This window comes from Caballeronia sp. LjRoot34 (assembly GCF_964253815.1).
Classification (GTDB): domain Bacteria; phylum Pseudomonadota; class Gammaproteobacteria; order Burkholderiales; family Burkholderiaceae; genus Caballeronia.
Window position 1 is genome coordinate 1 of record NZ_CAXUSB020000007.1, and the last position, 25814, is coordinate 25814.

Genomic DNA, 25814 nt, shown 5'->3' on the forward strand with positions numbered 1-25814 from the left:
TATGAGGGCCGCGCCCAAGCGCGTGGGGCGGCTTTTTATGATCTCGTTCTCCCGCTTCAAGCGAGCGACCTCGGAGCGCAGGTGGGACAGCTCCATCGCTTCCGGCGTTACAACCTTGCTGCCAGTCCCCGTCAGCTTGCCCGCCAAAGCGGCCTTGATCCAGTTGCGCAGACTCTGGCTGCTCAAGCCTAGCTCCTTCGCCGCTTCCGTGATCGTCTGGCCATCACTCACGCGTTTGACGGCAAGCTCTTTGAACTCCGCCGTGTACGCCTTTTCCGGTATCTTCTTCATTTCTAGTCTTTCCAAAGTAACGTCAATTTTACGTCACCTGTGGAAGGCTAAATTTCGGGGGAAGCTCACATGCAGCGTTGTCTTCAGTTCGTCTTCCAGAGGCGCTCATTTGAGCCATCAGGTGATGTACTTTCTCATTCACAAATCCGCCTGGGTCGTTTGCGATACGTGCTCGCGCCGGGAGCATGCATCGGTGACAGGGCAACCCGCGCTAGCAAGCCGCTCGTCATCGATGATGCGTATCTGCTTACCACTTGTACCGACGACCCCTTCTTTCTGCAATTTCGAGAGGGTCCGGCTCACTGTCTCGAGCTTTAACCCGAGATAGTTCCCGATTTCCTCGCGCGTCATCCGGAGATTAAACTCCACACCGGAATAACCGCGTGCCTTCATCCGGGTCGCGAGATTCATGAGGAACGCGGCGACACGCTGTTCGGCGGTCATTGTACCCAGCATCATCATGAGACCCGCTTCGCGCACAATCTCGCCGCTCATCATCCGGTGGATGTGGTGCTGTATTGCTTTCATGTCTTGACACAGGTTCTCCAACAAGGCAAAGGGAACCACGCATACCGTGCTGTCCTCCAGTGCGACCGCGTCGCAATTGTGCTCGTCAGAGCAGACGCCATCCAGTGCAAGCGGATCGCCCGCCATGTGAAAGCCTGTGACTTGCTCATCGCCGTGACGATGGACGACGACTGTCTTGAAGCAGCCGGTGCGAACAGCGTACAGGCTTGTAAACGCATCACCAGCGCGGTATAGCGTCGCGCCACGTTTCACAAACCGAGTTGAGCAAACGATGGCATTCACGCGCGCAGATTGGGCAGTTGTTAAATTCGCCGGTATGAACGTGGCATGCAGGGATGTATCAAAATGGCGTATGAGCCGGGGCACGAAAGTGGATCGAGAGGGGGTAAAGGTCGATGCCGTCAAATGTGAGATAGGCGCAGTATTGAAAGCGACGGTCGAAGATGCGGTAGCGAGAGTCATGCTTTGCTCCAAGTCGGTTGATCCTTCGGTGGTTCGATGACCTTTAGTGCGCGCGCAAGCCGCGCGATCGTCTCTCGCGCCAGTTCTACCTCGGCGGTCTTGTCGAAAAAATAATCAGCGCCGGCTCGATAGCAGGCCGCGCGATAGGCCGGACTTGAACAATTCGTCAATACCATCGTGATAATCGGCACAGAACCTCGTGCCAAAGCCTCAACGAGCGTTAGGCCGGTGCTTCCGGTTAGTCGAAAGTCAACAATCGCGAGGTCTGCGCCGCTCGCCTGAACGCCATCCAGTGCCGTGTCGCAATCCTCTGCCTCACCGACGACCATGGTGTCGTCTAGCGCGCCGATCATGGCCGAGATGCGACGGCGGATAAGGCTCGAATCGTCAACAAGAAAAACCTTCAGCATTTCGCGCATCCGTGAGAACGTATGGCTCGAAGTATCCTTGGAACCATCTAAAAACAAAATCGGCGAACGGCGAGATCTGAAGTAGGCGTTTAGGAAAGCGCGTAGGGATTGGACTACCCTAACAGGGGTGGCCGACTACGCAATTGCGTCCTGTCGCTCAGTCCTCCATGAAAGGCGAATACATTCGGATTCTTGCGGTCAACCTGGCCGATGCCGCGTTTGCCACGTGACGAGCGGGAATATTCATCCTTTTTCAATCGAAAAAAGACGCGAATATTTATGTCATTTTCCTGCTTAGGTGAGCCATACGAAACTGCCGGGAAAACGCGAGAATTTTAAGTGTGAAATATTCCAGTTAAGCGTATAACAAAGGTTCGACACATTTATTCACTGATGATTGCGATGGTGATCGGCAGTTTAGTGTAATCGGACCAGGAGATAGGCGTGAATCGTTTTTTTGATGATTCGAGGCGTCAAGTATCATCTGCCGAGCCGTCAGCACAATGGGCCGAGCAGTGTGGACGACTGTTGATTGGCAGTTGTGCAAACAGTGCGATTTTCCTCCTCGATCAAGCCGGGTATATCGCGAGTTGGAATATCGGTGCCGAACGCATTATGAGCTACAAATCTGAGATTATAGGCTCCCATTTTTCAGTGTTAAGCATTGCGCGTGCTGGGGGAAGCGCTCCAAATAATGGCTTAACACAGACCGAATTGCGCGGCGATTGGGAAGGAGAGGATTGGTACGTCCGAAAAGATGGATCGCTTTTTTGGGCGGACAGCGTTATCACCGCCTTGCGCGATGAGCATCATGCGTTGCTGGGTTTCGGCGTCATCGTGCAGGACGCATCCGCACGCCACAAACATCTGGAACTGCTGCGGCAAAGCGAGGAGCGGCTTCGTCTGATGATCGAGACGGTCCAGGACTACGCGATCTTCATGCTGGATCCGCTTGGAAATGTTGCCAGCTGGAATGCCGGAGCTCAAAAAATAAAGGGATATTCGTCGGACGAAATTATCGGCCGCCACTTCTCGATCTTCTATACACCTGAAGACATCGCGACGGGCAAGCCGGGAGAGGAGCTCGCAACCGCCAACTCTTGTGGGCGCATCGAGGACGAAGGCTGGCGCGTGCGCCGCGACGGCTCGCACTTCTGGGCAAATGTAGTGATCACAGCCGTCCGTGACGAGGCAGGGACACTACGTGGTTTCGCCAAAATCACCAAGGATATGACCGAGAGCATGCAGCTCACCGAGCTTGAACGGAGCCGGGAATTGGCCGCGCAGATTCAAAGTACGCGAGAAGACGAACAACAGCGGATTGCTCGGGAATTGCATGACGATCTTGGTCAGCAACTGACGGCTCTCAAAATAGGCACGGCGCTGCTAGAGGGTAACCTGATCGCGAGCGGTGGCGCTCGACATCTTGCATCTCAGACACAAGTTTTGCAGAAGGAAATCGATTCTATGATGGCTTCTGTTCGGCGCATTGCGTCCGGCCTCCGCCCACCCGTGCTCGACGATCTCGGGCTACTTGCTGCAATCGATTGGCTCGCAGACGACTTCCGTCATCGATACGGCGTGGGCATGAGTGTTCGCATCGAAGCAGGCAGCTGGATGTTTAATGATGCTGCGGCGACCGCCATTTTTCGGATCGTTCAGGAAACCCTGACTAACGTGGCGAGACACGCGCAGGCATCCGAGGTGACCCTGGAAATGATCTGTGATGACGACACTTGCGCGTTAAGAATCGACGACGATGGTCAAGGTGTGCTGCTGCACACGCTACGCAGCGAGAAATCATTCGGTCTCCTCGGTATACGTGAGCGTGCCAGGCAATTAAATGGCACCGTCGCTATTGATACTGCCCCGGGCTGCGGGTTCCACATCTTTGTTCAGTTTCCGATTCATGCGGTCACTTCGGACGCTACGTGCCAGCGACGAGACAATTCTGGTCTCGATTGAACGCTCGACCAGAAAGCAATCGTTCCAAAGGTGAACCCGCCCGAGTAATCGGATAGCGCTTTCGGACGACTTGCGCAGCCGAGCAGCGAGTCTAATTTCAAGGCGATCCAGGATGCTGCTGAGTCGTAGCACCGCGCTCGTCGTAGATGAATCGCGAGGGAAACAAACCGACGTGAACTGTCCCAAACACCTTCACGCGGTTTGCATCCCTCCGTGTGTGATGCTGCAATATCGTCAATGCGGGCTCGATAGAACACTATCGTGTCTCGCCCAGATCGGCACCAAGCAGGCCCGATGTGTGCGCTTGGCAAAGGCGGTCCGCCGCGCAGGACTATTTCTTGACGTAGATCAAGCCCACCGCGATAGTTGGGATTTTCCGTTGTTCATACTCCTTGATCTCGATTAACGTTAACATCAACCAGATCGGGCCTTACTGCAAGTTAAGTCGCGAGCCGTTGCGGCCTAATGTTATTAGGAGCTCTATGAGAACCAATGGCGTACCATGTTCTCTCGCCTTCAATCCATATTCTCAGGATTTTCCTGGCATCCAGCACACGATCGACGCGTGTGTGAAGGCTGCAGCGTTGAACGCGAGAACCTGCCTGGAAGTGGTCGATCGGTGGCAACTCGATATCGCGGCAATACGGAGTGGAAAGTTCGACTTCGATCACGTTTCGGATATGCAGCAGCGGTTGATAGCGCGAAATCTCGCGTATAGCCGACACCCGCAGGACATTGCGATTCAAGCTGGTCACACCACGGCGCAGTCTGATGTCGCTACGGTAAAGAAGAGGCAGGAGCGCATGAGGCAACCAGCGAGTGGCAGCGACGGATGTGCGTTCCCGGGATTAGAGGGTGCGGGGCGTCCCCAGCAAATTCTGTTGGCGGCGATGAACGAGTCCACTAGCCGGATGCTTGATGCGTTCAAAGGTTCGCACCAAACAAGGGGATGACCTGAGCTTCCCCGAGAGTGAGGCAAAGCAGTCGTATCACGCTGCGAATTCGGACTACGGTTGAATGCCCCATTTCGCCACTTTATGTGAGAGATATTTCCTATGGAAAAGTTTTTGAGTGCGCATGAGCTCTCCGCTCTGATGCTCATTAAACGGTCCCCTGAGCCTCCTCTTCTGTGCATTGAGGAAATCGAAAAGCTGCTCAGCCACCGATACGTAGAATTTGATCGGACTGGGAATGTTGCGGCGAGACTATGCGTCACGACGCGCGGCTACGCTACGTTGGCGGCGATTGAAGGAGTGCGGTTAAGCAACTCGGCATGCGCGATACACCCTTAGATACGATGGAAGGGGCCAGAGAAAGTAAGCCCCCGGAGTATAACGAGGATTCTGACAGTCATTTTTCGAAAGGCGCACCCAAATAGACGTGCCTAACACGGCCCTTCGAGGGCAACGTACAACGATCGTCGACCGGCTGTATGCGCCTTCGAGTTGGGCGATGAGAGCTGGAAGCTGTCACTGGGCGACGGTGTGCGCACACCAAGCCGGTGTACGGTGGTGGCTGGCGATACGGCGGCGGTCCCGAGCGCGATCGCAAAAAGCCAAGGCCCGCTCAAGCTTCGAGAAGATGTACAAAGTCAACTGGGACGCGGCGAACAAGGCCAGTATGCGTTGCTTCGCGAAATTGTTGGCGCTCGAAGTAACGAAGAAGGGTGTGACGGTCAATACGGTGTCGTCCGGGTTCATCGCAACCAAGATGGTGGCTGCTTGCCGCAGAACTTGCTTGACACCAAGATCATTTCGCAGATCCCCGCCAGCGGAGGCCGGCCAGACGAGTTAGCAGCGCTCGTGCCGCATTTGTGCTTGTGTGAGGCGGCGTTTGTAACCGGGCCAACATCGCGATTAACAGCGGGCAGCAACAGTAAAATTTAATGCTAGTCGAAGTCGCGGGAACGAACTTCCATAAAAGAAACTTGGATAAGGAATGTCGTTGATCTGTTCATGCTTGCGAGCGCGGCCACATTTGCCACTATCGCCGGGAGCATCTGCACGAGCGGCTGCTTCGTCGGCTGGACCATCGTCAATATTGGGAATTCAAGCAATCACTCTTCACGGGTTTGCCTCTTGCGCGTGCATGCGGCCTACGCCCTCAGAAGTTCTAACCACTAATGTTCCGCAGATCCGCTGAGAAAAACGCGCCACAACCCAGGTACTGACGTTATCTTTAGCGTTTCATGATCTGCTCGCGGGCAACCTTTAAGTCATCTCCTTACACAACTCGACGCTTGCGGAAACGATGACGGAGTAAAAAAGTTGTCAGAAGGGGGTTGTTAACAATGCGGATTTGGCGTTTACTCTCGGATTTTCGGCATGAAGATCCAAGACGACGCGGGAGCATGGGTGGACGAGGAATTTGAAACGCTGGATTTGGGTGATCCACGGCGAGACCGGCGCGCGAAGGAGCTGCTCAAACGGTTCGCCAGTCGGCCCACGGCCAGCATTCCGGGCGCGTGTGAAGGCTGGGCCGAGACGATCGCGGCATATCGCTTTCTGGGCAATGAGCACATCGATTGGCGCGACATGATGCAGCCGCATTGGGACCGTACCACGGCACGCATGGGGCAGTTGCCGGTGGTGCTGTGCATAGCCGATACGACAGAGTTGAACTTTAACGGTCAGGATATCGAAGGGGCCGGCCCGCTCTGTTATGAAGCACAGGTGGGCATGTATCTTCACGCGACCTATGCGGTGACACCGGATCGGGAGCCGCTGGGTGTGATGAATGCATGGATGTGGGCGCGCGAGCCGCGCGATGCAAACGGCAGGCGTGGCGGTGTCAAGGAAAGTGTGCGGTGGATCGAAAGCTATGAGATCGTGGCCGAACAGGCACGGGCCCTGCCTGACACGCGACTGGTGTATGTGGCCGATCGTGAAGGCGATATCGCCGCGCTCATGCAGCGTGCGCAGGAACTGGGTGAACCGGCGGACTGGCTGATTCGCTCGCAGCACAATCGCGCGCTCAAGGGCGAAGCAAGTTTGTGGGAGACAGTGCACGCCAGTAAGGTGCTCGGCCACATCAGCTTCGTGCCGCCCGGGCGCAGCGGCCAGAAGGCGCGTGAAGTGAGGCAGGAACTGCGTAGCCAGCGCGTCACGCTGCCCGGGGCTCACCTGCGTCGAGGCGTATGAAGTGGATGCGCCAGCGGGTGTGAAGCCCGTCATCTGGCGTCTTGTGACCAACCGCGAAGCGGGCGATGCGCATGCCCTCATCGAACTCGTTGACTGGTACCGTGCGAGGTGGGAAATAGAAATGTTCTTCAACGTCCTGAAGAACGCCTGCCGGGTCGAGGCGCTGCAACTCTCACAGATGGAGCGGGTGGAGAAGGCGCTCGCGCTGTACATGGTCGTATCGTGGCGTATTGCGCGGCTCATACGTGTTGGCAGAACCTGTCCGGAGTTGGATGCGTCGCTGTTCTTCGCCGCTGACGAGATACACGGCGCTCACGTGCTCTGTAAGAAGGCGCGTCCGAAAAAACCACCGACGCTCAACCAGATGATACGGATGGTCGCGTCGCTGGGCGGATTCCTCGGGCGCAAGAGCGACGGCGAACCGGGCGCGAAGACCCTGTGGATTGGCATGCAGCGAGTCATGGATGCTGTGATCACCATCCAGATCTTGCGCGACGGCTATGACACTTCTGTATGTGCGACACGTGTCGCCGTCCGCCGAACGTAAATCGGCAAGGTAGTGGATGGCAAAGTCTGCTTCTGTCTTGTCACGCGCGGCTCGCCGTGCCGTGACCTGCTGTACGGCCAGCAGTTGCCTACCCGGACGTGCGCGACTGGTAACGGTCGGGTGCGAAGCTCCGGGGACAACGTACCTCGAAAGACATCACTACTGGCGACAGTGCCGATGACGCTGCGAGCCGCAATGCGGCGTGGGGGCCAGGCAAGTTCCGCATGCGCAACAGATGTGAATCGTCGATAAACCTCGTAAGTGTCAACGGGCCAAAGCGGCTGATAGGCCCGGGCCAAAAAGGCATGCAGCTGGATGTTCTTTTATACAGTGGGGACACGCCGTCATAACGCTGCCGGGGAATAGATGGGCGCTAAACGGATAGTCCCGATGCGATAGATGTGAAGGTCGCATCCGGGGCGACAGGAGCGGGAACGTGGTAAGTCCAATTGTCCGCCCACGCTAGATATTTGGCTACGGCAGGTAAGCCGCGAGGCAAGCTGTTTGGCAAGTGGATATGAGAACGCGGAGAAAGCGAATGGCGGGCGGTAATAGCCCGCATAGGGGTTCAAGATTTGCCCCGACCTGAAAGGGTGCAGACTTCCGCGTGGTGCAGTTGTCGTAGGTCCACTTCCGAGATTCATCGAAGGGAAGCTTGTGAGAGACCGGTATGTCTACGGTTCAGCACCCTTCGTCTCAGCGATGAGGCGAATCGACAATGTGATACTTGCGAAGGGCTTGCGAAGTCTGGCAAGACCGGCGTCTATGCGACGTTTAACACTGTGCTCGAGCCGTATGCGGGGAAAGCCCGCACGTACGGTTCTTCCGGGGCTACCCAATAACGAGATGCCTTTAAGTGGCCCAAGTCCTAAGAACACGACAAACAAGGGAAGAAGACGCAGAAAAAAGAAGAGGATACGAAGAAGATCCACGTTTTAGATAAACAAAATTTAAAAACACCAACAAAGAAGCGAGTTTCAGACCGGCAAATCGAAACTACTTGAGAACGCCGACGGCAGCATCACTAGCTACACAATAATCTCCGGTTTACGCGCGGGTAGGCAACGGGCTGGGATGCCGGGGATCGGCTGCACAAGCATTTGCATTCGCCGCAGGTAATCGCAGGCTTTTGGCGTCGCGTTGTGATTGGATGGAGCGCGAGAAAACACTGACACTACGCTGCGATGCTTCGACGGTTGCTTTATGGGATGCGCACTCCCCGTTCAATCAGGTGATCAGAAAAAGCGTATTCGATTTAACGCGGGCCGAATTTTTTATCGAACTAGCCACAAGGACAGCGCTCAAGCGGTTGCAACTGAACGCGCGTTTTAAAGCCGGGGGCGGCCGGTGGCTATAGTGGTGCGGCCCCAAGTCGCTCTTACGTTGCGAATCCGTGTTTGACTCAGATCAACGAGCCGTGTCGGATCATGAGTAGGGTTAGGTAAGGTTCTCGTGACGCGTGTTCCACCGTGCCGAGATGGCCCGTGTGTTGTACCTACTCTAGGAGAATCGCTATGAAGACGGACAAGCAGATCAAACAGGACGTGGAACGTGAGTTCGAATGGGATCCTGCAATCAATGCGGCGGGCGTTGGCGTGGAAGTGCGCGACCACATCGTGACGTTGGCGGGTCATCTCGGCAGTTATACGGAGAAGCTCGCCGCTGAAAAGGCCGCGCAACGTGTGGAGGGTGTCAGCGGGGTCGTGGTCGAGTTGGATGTCCGGATTCCCGGTGGCGAGAAGCGAATCGATGAAGACATTGCTGCTTCCGCGCACTCATTGCTGGGATGGACCGCTGGGTTCGCGGAAAACCAGGTCAAGGTGCGTGTGGAGAAAGGTTGTGTGACCTTATCGGGCGAGGTTGAGTGGGCCTATCAGCGTCATACAGCGGAAAACCTGGTGTCTCATCTGCGTGGCGTAGTCGTGGTGGTCAATCAGATCGCCGTGCGTAGCCGTGCGACGCCAAGCGGGGTTGAGACGAAGATCGCGGAAGCGCTGAAACGGCATGCGGAGCATGAAGCGAACAACATCGCCGTGACCATCAACAACGACACCGTGACGTTGCGCGGACACATTAGTTCATTCGCAGAGAAGGACATCACTCGCAGTGCGGCCTGGTCGGCGCCGGGAGTACGCAACGTGGTCGACGAAACGCGCGTTGGCTCCTAGCCAAGTGCCCGCGTTGATTAAACCGGCATTGAGCGTGGGGGATAAGTTCGCCACGCTCGCTGGCTAAACAGTCGTGAACGCAAAGGACTGCCCTCAGGATGTAGCCGCACATTCCTGAGCGCTGTGGCTGTGCGGGTCTCGCTGGGGCGTTTGCGTGCCCCGTTAATGCGTCTATCGGCCCTTGTTTGATGTGGGCTTCTGTAACGCATCGAAGCGATGCCTTCAGGCAAATCTCTAACCCCGCCGGCAGACCCGACAGCGTGTCGTGTTACATAAGCTGCTCGTAACTACCCAGCGCAAATGCAGGTCCTTCCGACTTGCGATTCCCGTCGACCAACGTCGTGGTTGCGTCGTCGGCCTACCGGCAGGTATGTGATAGTGCTCTCATCCAGCACCCGTTGAACCAAGCGTTGCAAACTACGCAGAAGCAGCTTGCTGCTTTTCTGAGACCACCGCACCCGCCTTCATTCGCCGAGACGAGCAGCACTTCAATCCTGGGATTGACCCGTTGAGCGTACTGGATGCATCGGGCTACGTCGAAGCTGACATAGCGGATCAGCGAGATCCCACCCTCACAGCCGGTAAGCGTCTGGGCGCCGCAGCCGCAGGATCTCCAGGAAACATAGATCGCGGGCCACAGCCTTTTGGACCGCAGCCTGCGGTCGTTTTCGTCAGAATGCGGCGTTGATGTCGACCACATCGATGAGTTTGTGGTTGACGAACTCCTTGATGCCGAGGCCGAGCAGTTCGCGGCCATAGCCGGAGTGACGGATGCCGCCGAAAGGCAGATCCGCCTTAACCATCGTCGGGTGATTGATGAAGACCATGCCGGTCGAAATCCGCTGGGCAACCTTCGCGCCGTGCTTGAGATCTGAGGTGAACACCGAGCCGCCGAGGCCGAACGGCGAGTCATTGGCGATCCGGACGGCGTCGTCCTCGTCATTGGCGCGGAACAACATCGAGACCGGCCCGAAGAACTCCCAATAACGAGCCGGATTGTCTTCTGTGACGTTGGTCAGAATCGTCGGCTGTACGAACGCGCCCTGCCTTGGAACCTTGGGCCCAACCTCCGTCGCCGTAGCGCCGTGAGCGACCGCCTGGCGGATCTTGTCCTTGAGTTCGTCGGCCGCGCCCTGCGATGACAGGGGCGCCAACGTCGTCGCTGGATCGAACGGGTCGCCCGCATGCAGACCGGCCACGCCCGCGGTATAGCGCTCAAGGTACTGATCGTAGATCTCTTTGACGATGATCATCCGCTTGGAAGAAACGCAGACCTGCCCGCCATTCCAGTGGCGGCCGAAGACCCCCCACTTGACCGTCTTTTCCAGATCGGCATCGGCGAGCACCACGAAAGCATCGGCGCCGCCGAGTTCCAGCGTCGACTTCTTCATCGCCTTGCCTGCCAGCGATGCCACCACGGCGCCAGCGCCTTCGGAGCCGGTGAGAGCAACACCCCGCACCAAGGGATGATTGAGGATGAGCTCGATCTGGGCATGCGCCGTATAAAGGTTCTGGAATACCCCCTTCGGCAGGCCTGCCTCCAGCATGAGCTTCTCACACGCCGCCGCGCTCTGGGGAACGATGCCGGCGTGCTTGAGCAGTATCGTGTTGCCCGCGGACAACTGCGGCGCGATGATTCGAGCAACCTGGTAATACGGGAAGTTCCACGGCTCGACCGCCAGCAATACGCCGAGCGGGTCGTGCACAATCACGGCCTCGCCTTCGGCGATATCCTCGACGGGCAGTCTTTCCGGCGCGAGCAGCGCTCTGGCGTTCCGCGCGTAATATTCGAAAATATTGGCTGACAACTCCACTTCCGCCTTCGCCTCGCCGATCACCTTGCCCATTTCCAAGGTGAGCAGCTTGGCGTAGGCGTCGATGTCTTTGCGCAGAATGTCAGCCGCCTTTTGCATGATCCTGGCGCGTTCGACAAATGCGGTCTTCTTCCACGAAAGGAACGCGGCGTGAGCGTTTTCGATCGCCGCAATCACTTCGGCATCCGTTGTTTCTGGAAACGTCTTAATCACTTCACCAGTGTAAGGATTTGTGGTCGCATATGACATAATGATCTCCGTTGTGGATACGACAGTTGCTGTCTGCCTGTCGCAAGAGGACGAACGTGTTTATCGAGTCTCCCCTCTCCGACTGTGCCGGTCTTGATCTGGGTCAATGGAAGCATGCGCCCCACCGGTCATTGAACCACCGATAGTTCCGTCTCGGCTTTAATGTGGATCGAATCGGTGCGTGTTGCACCGGTCTCCAAGCTGCAACGCATAGATAAGTGTCAAGAACCGTTCACATAGATCGAAGCTGAACTGGCATGGTTCGAACGGGAACTGGCTGACGTGAAGATGGAGCACGATTTACTATTGGGAGTCGCAAGGCTCATCGTTCTCTGCTCCAGAGGGTAAGCAGGACCCGATGAAACTGGCTGTTCCGTCCCCAGTTTCCAGTACGAAAGCGGGGCGGATAACGGCTCGGTTTGAGTGCGACACGTGTCGCCGTCAGCCGCGCGTTATGCGGCATGTAGTGGATGGCAAAGCTCTTTCTTGCCTTGTCACATTCAACAACTGGAATAGCGGAGGTTGAAGCGGTGACCTGCTGTACGACCAGCAGTTGCCTACCCGGACGTGCGCGATTGGTAACGATCGGGTTCGAAGCTCCGGGGACAAAGTACCCTTCAGAAGACGGTTCACCCTGGCGACAGGGAAGGAGCCGACACTGCCAGCAGCCGTGCGGTGTGGGGGCGAGGCAAGTTCCGCATGCACAACGTAAGTGAACTGTTGACGGAATCCTCGTTAAGCCGAAAGAGCCCAAGCTGCTGCAAGGCTCTGACCAAAATGGTGGATGGCCGGTTGCTTCCCTTCATACTGGAAGCACGTCGTCGTGGAGCCATCGGGGAATAGACAGGTGCTAAACGGATAGGCCCGGCAGTATCGGGTCGGCAAGAAAGGGAACGTGGTAAGTCCAATTGTCCGCCCACGCCAGTGATTTGGCTACGGCAGGTGATCCGCAAGGTGAGCTGTTGGGCGAGTGGATATGAGAACGCGGAAAAAGCGAATGGCGGGCGGTAATAGCCCGCATAGGGGTTCAAGATTTGCCCTGACCTGAAAGGGTGCAGACTTCCGCGTGGTGCAGTTGTCGCAGGTGCTCATTTGAGGTTCGATTGCAGGGAAGCTTGAAAGAGACCGTTTTACGACGGTTCAGCGCCCTCGTCTCAGCAATGAGATGAACCAAGAATGTGACGGCCTGCGAAGGGCTTGTGCAATTCGGCAAGACCGGCGTCAGCAAGGCGCTTAATGCTGTGCGCGAGCCGTGTGCGGGGAAAGCTCGCATGCACGGTTCTTCGGGGGCCGCGTTTCCGAGAGGAAGCGTGGCTACCCTCTAGCTCTCCAGGACAATCTGGCCACCGGGTTGCTGGGGACGCCAAGCTGCGCGGCAAGGCGGCATCTGCCAGCACGTTCTGCTCGCAGAGCCGCAGTGACAGTGCGCTCAGCGATGACGCGACCTACTCGTTCGACGTTTGGCATATGTTAGCGTCCATGCATTGGACGGCACGACACTCGACGGACTCGGCGCGAATATCTACACAATCGATCTGGTCGGCTTCCCGTTCCTGCGCGACTTCGGTATCCTGCTCGCGTCGAGCTTGCTTGCGGGCCGCACCGATAGTGCACTTACAGCGCAGATTGGTTCAATGAAATCAACGAGGAAATCGATGCGATTCGCGCACTGCACCTGCATCCGGTCGAACGGCTGCTGCCGCGCGTGTTCGTAACGGTATGTGCTCTGCCGGTCCTCACGTTCGTCGCGATGATGTCAGGGACGGTTGGCAGCCCGCTGGTCTGCATGCTGCGCTTCGGCATTTCGTGGACGATCTCCGTGAGTCGCCTGCGCCTCGATACTCCCGTGTAGCATTTCTTCGTCGGCATCGACAAGGCGCCGGTGTTCGCATTTCTGATCGCCTATATCAGTTGCCTCGAAGGGGCAAGCATCGGCGGCAGCGCACGGTCGGTCGGTCGGTCGGTCGGCGAGCATACAACGTCGAGCGTCGTGCAGTCGATCTTCGTCGTGATTCTGCTCGCCGCCATCGCCGCGCTCTGTCTATGGAAGTGGGGATGGTGAACAACGGCCATCCGGGCAAATACGGTGACCCGCTCGTCGAAATGCGCGACCTGTCGAACCGTTTCGGCGCTGAGATCGTTCACGAGAAGCTTGACCTCGACATCAAGCGCCGCGAGATCCTGCGCGTAGTGGGTGGCTCCGGCAGCGGCAAGTCGGTGCTGCTGCGCTCGCTAGTCGGGTTGCACGCGCTCAATGTGGGAAGCGTCAGCACGTTTGGCTGGAACCTCGCGAAACTCAGCCCGGCCGAGCGGATGCCCGTAAGGGAACTCATGGGTATTCTGTTCCAGCGCGGCGTGCTGTCTTCCTCGGCGTGCTGGACAACTTCGCGCTGCCGCCCGTCGAACATACAGCACTGCGGCCCATTGCCGAGCAGCTTGCGCGCGCCAAGCCCGCGCTCGTCGGCTTGCCGCACAATGCAGCGGACAAGGCGCCTGCGTCACTGTGCGGCGGCATGACCAAGCGTACAGCGCTGGCCCGCGAGCCGTTCGATCCAGAGATTCTCTTTCTCGACGAACTGACCTTCGGACTCGATCCGATGAGCGCGTCGGTCTTCGATGATCCGATCTACACGTTTGCGTGACCCACTCGGACTCACCTTTTTCTCATCACGCACGATTTCGATGCTCTATGCTCGGTCTGCGACCGCGTCGCCATCGCCGTGGGGCCGCTGACCGGAGTCGCGAACTTCGCCGATCCGTGGATCGGCGAGTACTTTCACGGCGCGCAGGCATCCGAGCGGTGCGTGCGAAGCTTCTGAGTTGCTTGCAATAGTACCACCCTACCGAATTCTACTACATTTGATAAGCTATCCTTATCTAATTAAAAAGGTTCTCGAAATCTTCGTTCCATCGACTCTGCTCAAAAAATCGGGTACGTTTTCACCTCAATGGCCGTGAACGAACCCCGAACTCGTGTCATTCGGACAGGCAGCACGTCACCTATTAACTGAACTGGTGCTGCTTTGCCGCCACATCCAACTCTATCGTTGATGCAGGTCAAGCGTGAGACCGGCAGGCCGGTGCCTACTGGTAGGCATGACAAGTTAGCCACGCACGTTGCAAGATGAGGCTTAGGGGTTACGACATGACAGTAAAGGCGACAGTGGTCTTGGCCATAACATTGGCCCTGACCGTAGGAACCTTCGGGGCATTGGAAGCACGTGGACAAAACCTGGCGCCGGCGCAGGCTCCTTCGGTTCCAGATACGGTGCCATTTACGCTGGCGCAACTCGACCAGATGTTGGCGCCGATCGCGCTCTATCCCGATCCCCTCGTCGCGCAGATCCTGATGGCGGCAACCTATCCGCTCGAAGTGGTCGAGGCCGATCGCTGGCTTCAGGACCCGCAAAACACAGCACTTTCGGGAACGCAACTGGCCGCCGCACTCGAAATTCAGCCATGGGATCCCAGCGTCAAGTCACTGGTGCCCTTCCCTCAGATCCTGCACATGATGGATGGCAATCTCGACTGGATAGAGCGTCTTGGCGACGCCTTCCTGGCCGACCAGGCAGCGGTAATGGATTCGGTCCAGCGTCTTCGCCGAGAAGCTGAAGCAGCCGGCAAGCTGGATTCGACCTCCCAGCAGGTGGTGGCAACGAGCGGCCCCGCGATTACGATCGAACCGTCCAATCCCGAGATCGTGTATGTGCCGGTCTACAATCCCGCGTATGTCTATGGCGTGTGGCCGTATCCGGCTTTTCCACCTTACTACTTTCCTGGCTACTTCGACGGTGTGATCGTCGGTAGTGTCGGTTTTGGCTGGGTGGGCATCGGGATCGTCGGGCCGCTCTGGGGCTGGAACCACTGCGACTGGGGGCGGCACCGGATCGACCTCGACCGCGACCGTTTCGCCGGGCTCAATGGCAATCGTTCGCTCGGCGGGACCGCGTGGGTGCATGACCCGTCCCATCGCCTTGGCGTGCCGTATCACGATTCTGGCGTGCGGAACCGGTTTGCGGGCAGCATGGGTGCGCCCGATGCGCGCCGGAGTTTCCGTGGATATCCGGACGACAGTGAGGCTCATTTCCATCCGCCCATGGGCGTTGGGACTGTCTCCGACTTCAGGCGCTCCACGGCACCGCTGACCCGTGTGTTACCCGCGGCACCACGCTTTCCGTCGACGTTCGAATCGTTCGGCCGCGGCGCCGATGTCCGGAGTGACGCTGACCGTGGACGTGCCAGCCGTATGTCGATGCCTGGGTTCGGCGGGGTTCGTATGGCCGCGCCAAGATCGATGCGGTCGGGCGGTGGAGGGAGGCGCTAATGAGCGTAATCGAAACCCGGCGCAAGCGCCGCGAGGATGCAATGACCGACCCCAACCGAACCCGTGCCCCGGCGTTATCCGGGCGCCGATTGATCACTCTGATCGTGACCGCAGCCATATCGGCCGGCAGCGGCCTGTGCGCGGCCGCCGCCGTTGCTGACGGAAGAAGGTTCACTTCGCCTGAACAGGCCGCCGACACGCTAGCCGCTGCATGGCAAAGCGACCAGCCCGATGCGCTCCTGGCGATATTCGGACGCGGCGCGGAAAAACTCGTCCGTTCCGGAGATCCGGTGGCCGAACGGGTAGCCAGAGAAAAACTGGCCTCGGCATACGCCGATGAGCACCACCTCGAAACGGTCAACGCACGGGAAGTTGTCATCGTCCTAGGAAAGGACGCATGGCCCTATCCGATTCCGCTCGTCAGACAGGGAGCCGACTGGACCTTCGATGTCAAGGCCGGCGCGCAGCAGATCGTTGATCGCAGGGTCGGCAGAAACGAAAAAAATGCGATTGAGGTTTGCCGCGCCTACGTCGAAGCGCAACGAGATTACGCACTCAAGAATCGCCAGGGCAACGGGCAACATGAGTACGCACAGCGTGTTGCAAGCACCCAAGGAACGCATGACGGACTTTATTGGCAACGCTTGGCCGGTGACGAAGAAAGCCCGCTCGGCCCGCTCGTCGCCGAGGCCGAAACGCAGGGTTACGGCCCGGCGAGTGCCGCGGGTCGCGCAGCCTTCGATGGCTACTACTACAGGATTCTGACCCGGCAGGGTTCGAAGGTATCCGGCGGCGCCCGCAACTACTTGGTCGACGGGCACCTAACCGGCGGGTTTGCGCTGGTTGCGTTTCCAGCAAAGTATGGCGATTCCGGCGTGGTGACCTTCGTCGTCAATCAGGACGGTATTGTGTTCGAAAAGAACCTTGGCCCCGATACGTCCATTATCGCGGGCCACATGGCGCAATATAACCCCGACCACACGTGGAAAATCGCGCAGCCGTGAAGCGTCGTTGCATGGATGCCATGCCGGTCAGCCGGTTCCTTACGCCCCGCATACCCGAAAGCGGGTGTGGCGCGGCTCGCCGCTATTCGCGTTCGACATACGATTTCCGCGCCCTGGACGACGCACCTATCCGCGACGCGCCTACCCCTCCGTAGCACTACAAAGCACTGCGGAGCGAACTTAATCGATGTCCCACCTATCCCGTTTGGTTCGCATGCCCCGCTCATTTTGCGAAACGCAGGAATGTGCATCAACCGCGACAGAAAACTGGGCGCGTCGTTGCCACTTGTAACGTTTTGCTAGCGGTCTTTCGGCAACCACGCTGGGACACGAAAATGGCCTTCTCCCCTTTCGCGCAGCCTTGCGACACATGTTGCACTTCAAGGCGGAAACCTCTCCTGGTTGATACAAGTCAAGAGCACCACCAACCGACACGCTGAGAATCAAAGGCAAGTGAGGAGTACGAGTTCGGCGGCCAAGACATTTCACCTCTTTGCTCGCCCCGCTGGATTTCGACTCCATAGCACACCCTTAACCGACGCCGCTGATCCAGGCCGCCGGGGCAAGCAAAACGCGAGTACTGGTGTGATTCTCTACGTAGAACCTCGGAGCTAGAAATGAAGAAGATCCTTATCATCGCTGGCGTAATGGGCGCGTCTGCCATGAGCGCCCACGCCCAAAGCAGCGTGACGTTGTATGGTTCGCTCGACGCGGGCATCGTGTACGCCAACAATGTGGTTGGCCATAGTGACTGGCTGCAAGGCAGCGGTGCTGTGTCGAAGACGTACTTCGGCCTGCGAGGCACAGAAGACCTTGGTGGCGGTCTGAAGGCAATCTTCAGGTTGGAAAGCGGCTTCAATGTCAACAATGGCCGCTTCGCGAACGACAGTTCGATGTTCAACCAGCAGGCATATGTAGGTTTGAAGAGTGACCGGATTGGTGCGCTTACTCTCGGACGTCAGTACGATTCGGTTGTCGACTATCTGAGCCCGCTATCGGAAGCGGGAGCAGGTTACGGCAACAATCTCGCGGGTCACCCGTTCGACAACGATAACCTTTCCGCCACGTTCTCGATCAAAAACGCCGTCAAGTACACGAGCGAAGACTATGCGGGTTTCCGCTTCGGCGGTCTGTATGGTTTTAGCAATGAAGCCGATGGCTTTGCGGACAATCGGGCATGGAGCGCCGGCGCATCCTATGCGAACGGTCCGTTTAAGATTGCCGCCGCTTACCTGCAATTGAACAAGTCGGGCGGCACGCTGAACTCAGGCGGTGCTGTGCCCGATAACATCGGCATTGCCGCGAATCTGCAGCGTACTTATGGCGTGGGTGCAAGCTATGTGTATGGTCCGGCCCAAGTCGGTGTCGTCTGGACGCACTCACAGATTGACGGCATGCAGAGCATGGCGAGCGGTGGCACACCACTTCCTGGTGTCGCTGGACTGACTCTGCATCTGGACAACTACGAAATCAACGGTGCCTACAACCTGACGCCAGCGGTGGCGCTCGTCGGCTCTTACACCTTCACCGACGGGACTGCAACGGGCAGCGGCAACGGCTCGACTGATCCGAAATGGCATACCGTCGTACTCGCGGCCGACTATTCGCTCAGCAAACGCACAGACGTGTACCTCGCGGGCGTCTACCAGCATGCGTCGGGTTCGCTTGGCTATGGCGGCAACGGTGCGCCCATCTCGAATGTCGCCGCAATCAACACACTGGCACCGTCATCGACGAACAACCAGATCGCGGCAACGGTCGGCCTGCGCCATCGTTTCTGAACGGTGTGCCAGCCAGTGTCCTCCGCTGCCTGGCGCACTGTGCCTTCATTTGATTGAACTTCCCCATCTGCACGTACAATCTGCCTGACCGCTGAACACCAGAATGACCGCCGCGAGCGTTTGCGGCCGACCGGTGCCGAGGTTCAGCCAGAACTTGCTGACAGCGATAAATCCGCTGCAAAAAAGCAGATTGCAGCACGCCACGCCGATGCCGACGATTGTCACGTTGTTAATCTGTCACGCACTGGCCTTTGCCGATGGCCGCACGTTATCGGTCGCTGACGACATGGAGAGGAAATCGGCCGTGATAATGAGAACAACGAACAGCATCGACGTCAGGATTGCGTGGCCGGTCATAATAGACCACCCGTCAGGAACAGCATCTGATCAATTTTGCGCGTGACCAACCTCAACATATAAGTCCGGATCCGCTGGCAAGTCACCCGCGGCGCGCGTATTTCAATCACGATGCCACCAAGGCTTGGCTCAGTCAGCACGGTACCCGCCGCTGACTTGGCGACATCGGTGGCCGTCGAGACGGCAATTCCCATTTGTGTCTGGGGCGGCGCAGGGGCATGGTTTGCATGGGTCACCACACATGCCGACAATATGGCCGGCGCTCTCGAATACCTTGACGATGTGGAATTTGTCGTTGGAAAAAACGACCGCGAAAACGGCAAACTATTCCGGACGCAATTGCTCAGGCGACCGTCCACGCGGACAGACCGCACCATCGAGCCTGACTGTCGCCGCCGGCGAGCATTGCAGTTCGTACCGAGCTATGCTGGTTCCTATCAGGCATGCCAGTCGGGTGCTTGGAACTCATGCCACGTATGAGCCATTCATCCGCCACGGAGACGCCGAAGGATTGCGACAGGTCGAATGTTTCTGGCGGATCGCCGTCGGAATAAGGCTGGTGCTGCCACCACGGCGTACACTATCGGATCGGTTTGGCGAGTCCTAGCGCCACGGTGACGAGCTACTGCGGTCGTTCACTACAGGCAACGTACGCACAGGCCAAAAGGCGTGTGTTCATACATTGACATACCTCAACTTCGGCGGCGGGTCTCAAGGCTATTCACCCCACGTTGGTTCCCGTTGTTCAGGAGTCTGCAGCAATACGAGGATCATCGCCTTCGTCTACAACATCGTGTATGGCGCTCACGCCGCATGTTCGCCTATAGGCCCCGTGCCTCTCGTTCTCACCGAAGGCAAGCGTTCGCCCATTGCCTTGGATATACCGTCATGAACCAGGCTATCTAGTACTACAGCCGTAGATACTAACTGACAGGCGGGGTAAAACCACGGCGTCGGTAATGGGACTGTTGTGCGCGCCACTGGTGAGTACGTCGCCAAATTGACCATGCAATCACATGATTGATCGGATGGACGGCGCGCCATAACAGGCGGCATAACAGTCGACGAATTTCCTGCGGGCTGAGGGGCATCATGCCTTCAGGAGTTTTTTTTACCCTCGATCCGAAGGGTGACGAGTACTGCGTGCGCCAGAAGTGCCAGGGTGATATGGCGGTACCACCCGCGCCATAGACGCACCTCATACTGATCCAGGCCGCACTCCCCCTTGGTCGCCTCGAAGCCAGTTTCGATTTCCCATCTGCGTCCTGCGACATTCACCAGAATCTGCAGTGAAGCTTTACTGCATGGAGCGTAGACGACATAGTAGGCATGCTCGCGCTTTTCATCCAGACTGCGCCGTACCAGCAGGTAGTGTCCGAAGCTATATTCCTCGGCGGTGATCTGCAGCCTCCACAGTGGCGTCATTGCCCAATCGTACAGACGTTCGCCTTTGGCGCCCACGCCAGCCGATAGGCGCTCCCATGCCGTTGACGGCAACGCTTCGGCTATCTTGTCTGCGCGAACGTACTTCGGCCCTTGCCACCATAGCGGCTCATTCTTTGCGACTGCCAGCACGAAGGCCTGCCCGCGTGACTCCAGCCACAATCGCAGGTCACGGTCACCACCATAAACCTCATCACCTGTGACCCAGCCGCATGGCAGGCCGGCATCCAGCGCACGCTCAAGCATGCTGCGCGCGAGCCGTGGCTTCGTTGCAAACTCCAACGTCGGCGGGACGCCGGCTGCTTTGCAGCGAGCTGGGTCATCGGTCCATGCCCGCGGCACATACAGCTCGCGGTCGATGAATGCACTGCCGCCATGACCGGCATAGCAGAGGAATACGCCGATCTGGCAATTCTCGATTCGGCCCGCCGTGCCGCTGTATTGGCGTTGCACGCCGGCCGAGTGCTCACCTTTCTTGATGAAACCAGTTTCGTCCACGATCAGCACTGCATCACGCTCGCCGAGTCGTTCACCCACGTATTGGCGCAGTACATCGCGCGCGGCGTCGGCGTCCCACTGTGCCCGCTCGAGCAGGTGCTGCACGCCGTCCGGTGTTGCCTCGCCAATCCATTCGGCAAGTTGCCAGCCGTTCTTGCGCTCGACTGTGCCCAGCAGCCCCTTCATATACGCCAGTGAGCGCTGCCGGGGTTCAGGGCGTCTGAACAGGTGTTCGAGACGTTCATGCAATGCGTACAGTTCACGTTCCCACGATTTCGCAATTGCTCGCATCGGTTTATACTCACATAGTAGTACTAATAAATTATAGTAAAAAAATCTACGGCTGTAGTACTAGAAAACTCGAAGGCCACAGTTGCACCGCGGCGGCGTCTCGCAACCGCAGGCGCGCTTGAGGCACCACCCGCCGCCAACGTGTAGGTCGGCGCCCTGCTGCCCCGACACCTGATCGGCGAGCGGCGCGTCGCTACGAATAAAATCACCCAGAAATCGGGGCCGCTCCGGAATCCCGGGTTCGGGTCGAAGAACGCGGAGTTAGCAGCTCGCGTAGCAGCAGCGCATACGCAGGCGATGCCGCACCACCTCTTGTTTCGTCACTGGCGTCGCACGGATCACCTGCCGCCGGCATATGTGGGCAATTGGAGCAATCAGGAACGACGGCGTCTGTGTTGCAGCACCTCGAAGTAGATGGCCTTCTTTTATTCCCCTCGTCAGCATCTTGCCGATCGCGCCGACATAGGCGTTCTCCGTGTGGATCTGCCACTGCTCGGCGACGTCCTGCAACCCCAGGCTCTCGGCAATGAGCAGACGCGGCGTGGTGACGACCGGTTCACTTGTCGACCATGTGTAGAGCTTGCCGGACAGCAGGCCAATCACACGCTCCGCTGTGACTGCCCTGCGCAAGCGCCCGCTCGTCGAGAATCGATGTGACCGGAGGGCGCCTGAGCAACGCTTGGAACACCTCCTCCTTGCTTTCGAAATGCGTGTAGAGGCCTCCCTCGGAAAGAACGACGGGAGCCGCAATGTCGTCGATACGCGTGAAAGTGAAGCGGCGAGTTGAGGATTCAGCCAGCGCGGCATCGAGAATCTGGTTCACCGGTCTTTCCGCTGGAAGGGCGGACGGTCCCGGAGCGCCCGAATTGAAGAGGCGCATTGAGCCCGTATGTCCAGTCCATCGCATGTCATGCTCCGGGAAATCATTTCGATCGAAATAGCTTGGGACCGACAACACGGCTTCGTGCAAAGTGGCGCGATGCCATATCAACCCGATCGGTAAGCGGATCAGAGTGAATTGCGAAAGGCCATGCGGGCCCTTTATTCCCCTTGCTTCTGCGTACCTTAAAATCCTGAGACGACCATGGGGTATTCCTCAGTGTGGTCATCAACGCGCTTGACCCCAGGAGTCGCTTCCGCCGCAACACGCACGGCCTGCACCGCGTCCCTTGAACGAAAAGTACCCCATAGGTGAACAACACCGTTGCTCACGACAACGTTCCGGCCCGCGAAAGCCCAACTGTGACCGGTTAGTTCGCCCATCAGCGTCGCGCGGATGTCGCGATCTGTCGGTGCCTCATTCAGCACATCCTCCTCCGAGGAACTGGCCAACGCTTGGATTAGATTCGCGCGGCTGACAATACCCATAAGTTGACCGTCCCGTATCACAGGAAGCCGCTTAATTCGCCGCGTTTCCAGTAAGTTGGCAACCGCACTTAAAGGAGTCGCCTCATCGACCGAAATCACCTCTGACGTCATAACGTCGCTAACCCTCAGGCCATGAGACTTCACATAGTCCTCTGCATCACGGTCTGGCGAAAACAGATCAAGCCACCAAGAGCGCGTGGGTTTCTCGGTATCGATCTCTGCTCGGTGAATCAGATCGCCTTCGGTGACCATTCCGACAATTTTCCCAGTCGCATCGACAACCGGTGCCCCACTGATTCCCTGTTCCAAGAGCAACCTGGCAACTTCACGCACGGTCATTTCTGGCTTTACCGTTATGACGACCGTGGTCATTACATCAGATGCGCGCATGCTAGCCTCCCAATTGGTCTTTCGTACGCTTTTACGCTGACTAGAGAAGAATGTAACAATTCCGTGACGACCGGTTTTCCTCCGGTCGGTCTCTTAGAAACGGTCTCGGTTGCCTCCTAGTTTCTCAAGAAACGTGGTTCGTGTCCGTGCCTAGAACGCGCCAACATTTGACGTCCTAAAGTGGATTTTCGAGACGAATCGTTTACCCAAATTTCAGATTATGCGATGACACATTCGGGCCATTGATGTGGGTCAATGTTGTCTCCGGCCCGTTCTCCTACCCTCGCATCACCGGGCTCCGAAGTTGCAAGGCGGGGATTGTTCTCGCATTCGACGATGGCGACACAATTTCAATCGGCTAGAGGACCTGGGACAGGTGGAACTATTTTCACCTGATACCCGCCGGGATCTACTGTCTGCATCGCCCGCCGACGCCATCACGTCGGCAAGAGGGAGCCGGCGTTACCTCGAGGCCTACAACGCAAATCTGGTCGTCATCTGAGCAAGCCAGCCGACGTGCTCTTAGCGAGCAAAACGCGGCCAAGTGCGGGTTCCAACTACGGTAGGGATGTAGTTCCTATTGTTGATACCCCCTACTGCATAGCGTTGGGCCTTGAGACGATGAAACAGAGGACGGGCTCAACCCAATTCAAACTCGGGTTCGGCACGTGAGTAGTTTACGCTCAGCAGCCAAGTGGCAAATGTCAGGCACCGGCTGACGTGTGCAGCGCGATGGATCAAAGGACTTGACGGAGTAGACCCTTTGAAGACGGCGCAGGCGTCGGGATAAATCAACTTGCGTTGTTCGCCACGCATAGTCGATGACGACGGCGGCAGCGCAATGACCACGCGAACTCACGGATCGCGCGGTTGACCCAAGTCAAAGTGGCCTATATTCCGCGGTCTACTCTCAAGACGAGCTTCGGTTCGAGAGTCACCCTACCGTCGGCACCGCGATTTCTTACTGACGACCGTGCGACGGGGGTGCCTGCGGAGAATATGAACAGAGACGGGCCAGCCAGGCCAAAAATTGCCCGATTTCTGGCATGGACGGGGACCGCTGCGTGGCTCACGTGAATCGAATACTGGATCTGATGTAGGTCAATTCACATGGCAGATGAACCGAGGATAGTAAAAATCGATCCGTCAAACTCGACGAGGACTATGGGATGACGAGAACCGCGTTAACCTCTGGCAGTCTTAGTGGCATCGGCTCGGCAATCGCGAAAAGCAAGACAAATATGGGCTATTCGGTCACGGCTAACTATTGCGGGAATGGTTATAAATTTGATACCTCCCGTCTGGACACGACAATTCCCGGAGCGCTCCTGCCTCGCACAGAGAAGGTGTCGAATCTAAGTACGATCGAAATGTTCGATGTCTTCACTAATTTGACCGACATTCAGATAGCAGGCGAGAAGCGCCAACGTGCTCTAGAAGCTTGCCTAACCAGCGAGCGGGCCACTGCCGAGTTGCGCGAACAGTTCATCGCGGTGCTCGGGCACGACCTTCGTAACCCGCTAGCAGCAGTCAGTGCCTCCGCCGAACTCCTTATGCTCAGGAAGAGCGATCCCGATCTACTAATGATGGGTCGGCGTCTGACGAAGACTACACTGAGGATGGCACAGCTTATCGACGATGTTATGGATTTCGCGCGCGGCCGTCTAGGCTCGGGTGTTGGCGCATCGATCACCGCTATCGAGGATCTGGCCACCCCGTTGCAGGAGGTCGTCACTGAGCTTCGAACGGCAAATTGCCATTGTACAATTTTTGACGACATTACGATCGAGAGTCCTGTCTTTTGCGATCACGCCCGCGTGCAGCAACTGCTATCTAACCTTTTGGGTAATGCAATTGCTCATGGCTCGCCGGATCAGCCGATTATAGTTAGGGCCTTCATCGAAGATGACCTCTTGACGTTGGTGGTCCGCAACGGCGGTAAAGTAATCCCTCCCGAGAGCATCAGCAAGGTGTTCGAACCATATTGGCGTGTCGAGATGAGCAAACCGGGTGACGGTCTCGGCCTCGGGTTGTTCATCTGAAAACATATCGCGCAGGCGCACGGTGGGACATTGGATGTGGAGTCCTCAGCAGCTTCGGGAACCACTTTCACGGCGAAGTTGCCGCGAGAAACGAGGAGCGTGCCAGCGATCTAAATCATGGAATACATCGACATTGTTTACGGAGTCGGGGGCGTCCACCGACGTTCTGTACTCACGAGTCGCGTCGATATTCCAGCGCTTCGTGATAGCGCGATCACATCCGCATTTCGCTTCTTCCACGAAGCTTGGCGATCAGGCTCGCCCTAGCCCGTCCCTTTCACGAACTCGTCGGTATCAGCCACGATGGCGGCTATGTTTAATACCTTGCGATCCCAGCGTTTTTAAAATTCGGGCATCGCTCTCAGAACCCGACCGGGCCTCTGTTCCACACTCGCGCGTAGAAAGTCCACCGCAGCATAAAACAGCGGATCGACCAAAATATTGTCCTCGAAAGCAGGCCAACTGGCCGCTTTCCGGCAAGCTGACTGCCTTCCCAATTCGAGAGAAGCAGATCAAACTCGGTAGATCGGATCATCAGCAGGCAACGGCAGCGATGTCCAGGTGCATGGGAAGCGGGAAACAAATCCACAAATGGATTCCATGGACCGAGCCTTCCTAAGGAAGTTATCTACGATTAGAAAGCGCTCTTTCCCATTGCCTTCGATGCGCACATAGTGCGCGGCCGAGGTCACCGGTTGACTCCCATCGCCGTTCACCCTGCTATGGTCGCATTCGAGCCCCA

The 25814-nt window shown here is 57.4% G+C and carries 18 protein-coding genes and 3 pseudogenes; 12 read left to right on the forward strand and 9 right to left on the reverse strand.

The annotated features are described in order from the left end of the window. From ACSQ36_RS44455 to ACSQ36_RS44465, 3 genes are all read right to left on the reverse strand, one after another. Positions 1–291, reverse strand: a 291-nt coding sequence (locus ACSQ36_RS44455) for a transposase (RefSeq protein WP_436187197.1), incomplete at its 3' end; no start/stop codon positions are given. A gap of 138 nt (positions 292–429) precedes the next feature. After that, entirely contained in the window at positions 430–1281 is an 852-nt protein-coding gene (locus ACSQ36_RS44460; RefSeq protein ID WP_436187198.1) for a helix-turn-helix domain-containing protein, read from the reverse strand. Next, positions 1278–1691 (reverse strand): response regulator, encoded by a 414-nt coding sequence (locus ACSQ36_RS44465; RefSeq protein WP_436187199.1) that lies wholly within the window; start codon positions 1689–1691, stop codon positions 1278–1280. The genes ACSQ36_RS44460 and ACSQ36_RS44465 overlap by 4 nt, the downstream gene beginning before the upstream one ends. Before the next feature lie 444 nt (positions 1692–2135). Between ACSQ36_RS44465 and ACSQ36_RS44470 the strand changes: the two genes are divergently transcribed. The 5 genes and pseudogenes from ACSQ36_RS44470 (at position 2136) to ACSQ36_RS44490 (ending at position 9511) form a co-directional block, all read left to right on the forward strand. Further along, positions 2136–3656, forward strand: coding sequence for a PAS domain-containing sensor histidine kinase (locus tag ACSQ36_RS44470; protein WP_436187200.1), 1521 nt, complete (start codon positions 2136–2138; stop codon positions 3654–3656). 482 nt (positions 3657–4138) lie between these two features. Then, positions 4139–4609, forward strand: coding sequence for a hypothetical protein (locus tag ACSQ36_RS44475; protein WP_436187201.1), 471 nt, complete (start codon positions 4139–4141; stop codon positions 4607–4609). A 649-nt stretch (positions 4610–5258) separates the two neighbouring features. Then, positions 5259–5535 (forward strand): annotated as a pseudogene (locus tag ACSQ36_RS44480) (SDR family oxidoreductase); the annotation flags it as partial. A gap of 445 nt (positions 5536–5980) precedes the next feature. Further along, positions 5981–7343, forward strand: a pseudogene (locus tag ACSQ36_RS44485) (IS4 family transposase). 1514 nt (positions 7344–8857) lie between these two features. After that, a complete protein-coding gene (locus ACSQ36_RS44490; RefSeq protein WP_436187202.1) occupies positions 8858–9511 on the forward strand; it encodes a BON domain-containing protein in 654 nt (217 codons plus the stop codon). Between the two features lie 671 nt (positions 9512–10182). Here the strand turns inward: ACSQ36_RS44490 and ACSQ36_RS44495 are convergent. Beyond that, positions 10183–11574 (reverse strand): NAD-dependent succinate-semialdehyde dehydrogenase, encoded by a 1392-nt coding sequence (locus ACSQ36_RS44495; RefSeq protein WP_436187203.1) that lies wholly within the window; start codon positions 11572–11574, stop codon positions 10183–10185. 1484 nt (positions 11575–13058) lie between these two features. Here ACSQ36_RS44495 and ACSQ36_RS44500 point away from each other — a divergent pair. The 6 genes and pseudogenes from ACSQ36_RS44500 (at position 13059) to ACSQ36_RS44525 (ending at position 18683) form a co-directional block, all read left to right on the forward strand. Then, positions 13059–13636, forward strand: a pseudogene (locus tag ACSQ36_RS44500) (MlaE family ABC transporter permease). Continuing rightward, positions 13630–14091, forward strand: coding sequence for an ATP-binding cassette domain-containing protein (locus tag ACSQ36_RS44505; RefSeq protein ID WP_436187204.1), 462 nt, complete (start codon positions 13630–13632; stop codon positions 14089–14091). The pseudogene ACSQ36_RS44500 and the gene ACSQ36_RS44505 overlap by 7 nt, the downstream one beginning before the upstream one ends. After that, positions 14088–14216: a hypothetical protein gene (locus tag ACSQ36_RS44510; RefSeq protein WP_436187205.1), complete on the forward strand. Its 129-nt coding sequence runs from the start codon at positions 14088–14090 to the stop codon at positions 14214–14216. The genes ACSQ36_RS44505 and ACSQ36_RS44510 overlap by 4 nt, the downstream gene beginning before the upstream one ends. 527 nt (positions 14217–14743) lie before the next feature. Continuing rightward, entirely contained in the window at positions 14744–15898 is a 1155-nt protein-coding gene (locus tag ACSQ36_RS44515) for a DUF3300 domain-containing protein (RefSeq protein ID WP_436187206.1), read from the forward strand. Continuing rightward, positions 15898–16902, forward strand: a complete 1005-nt coding sequence (locus ACSQ36_RS44520) for a DUF2950 domain-containing protein (protein ID WP_436187207.1) — start codon at positions 15898–15900, stop codon at positions 16900–16902. The genes ACSQ36_RS44515 and ACSQ36_RS44520 overlap by 1 nt, the downstream gene beginning before the upstream one ends. 617 nt (positions 16903–17519) lie before the next feature. After that, positions 17520–18683, forward strand: a complete 1164-nt coding sequence (locus ACSQ36_RS44525; protein ID WP_436187208.1) for a porin — start codon at positions 17520–17522, stop codon at positions 18681–18683. Between the two features lie 353 nt (positions 18684–19036). On the opposite strand, the gene ACSQ36_RS44530 is transcribed toward ACSQ36_RS44525, so the two are convergent. The 5 genes from ACSQ36_RS44530 to ACSQ36_RS44550 all read right to left on the reverse strand — a co-directional run bounded on the left by ACSQ36_RS44530 (position 19037) and on the right by ACSQ36_RS44550 (position 23030). Continuing rightward, positions 19037–19234, reverse strand: coding sequence for a hypothetical protein (locus tag ACSQ36_RS44530; protein WP_436187209.1), 198 nt, complete (start codon positions 19232–19234; stop codon positions 19037–19039). A 904-nt stretch (positions 19235–20138) separates the two neighbouring features. Further along, positions 20139–21272, reverse strand: a complete 1134-nt coding sequence (locus ACSQ36_RS44535; RefSeq protein WP_436187210.1) for an IS701 family transposase — start codon at positions 21270–21272, stop codon at positions 20139–20141. 261 nt (positions 21273–21533) lie between these two features. Further along, positions 21534–21875: a hypothetical protein gene (locus ACSQ36_RS44540; RefSeq protein ID WP_436187211.1), complete on the reverse strand. Its 342-nt coding sequence runs from the start codon at positions 21873–21875 to the stop codon at positions 21534–21536. Continuing rightward, entirely contained in the window at positions 21829–22095 is a 267-nt protein-coding gene (locus ACSQ36_RS44545) for a TetR family transcriptional regulator (protein WP_436187212.1), read from the reverse strand. The genes ACSQ36_RS44540 and ACSQ36_RS44545 overlap by 47 nt, the downstream gene beginning before the upstream one ends. A gap of 242 nt (positions 22096–22337) precedes the next feature. Beyond that, positions 22338–23030 (reverse strand): CBS domain-containing protein, encoded by a 693-nt coding sequence (locus ACSQ36_RS44550; protein WP_436187213.1) that lies wholly within the window; start codon positions 23028–23030, stop codon positions 22338–22340. 1169 nt (positions 23031–24199) lie between these two features. On the opposite strand from ACSQ36_RS44550, the gene ACSQ36_RS44555 reads away from it, so the two are divergent. Further along, on the forward strand, positions 24200–25072 hold the full coding sequence (locus ACSQ36_RS44555; protein ID WP_436187214.1) for a histidine kinase dimerization/phospho-acceptor domain-containing protein: 873 nt from the start codon (positions 24200–24202) through the stop codon (positions 25070–25072). Positions 25073–25814: the final 742 nt, after the last annotated feature.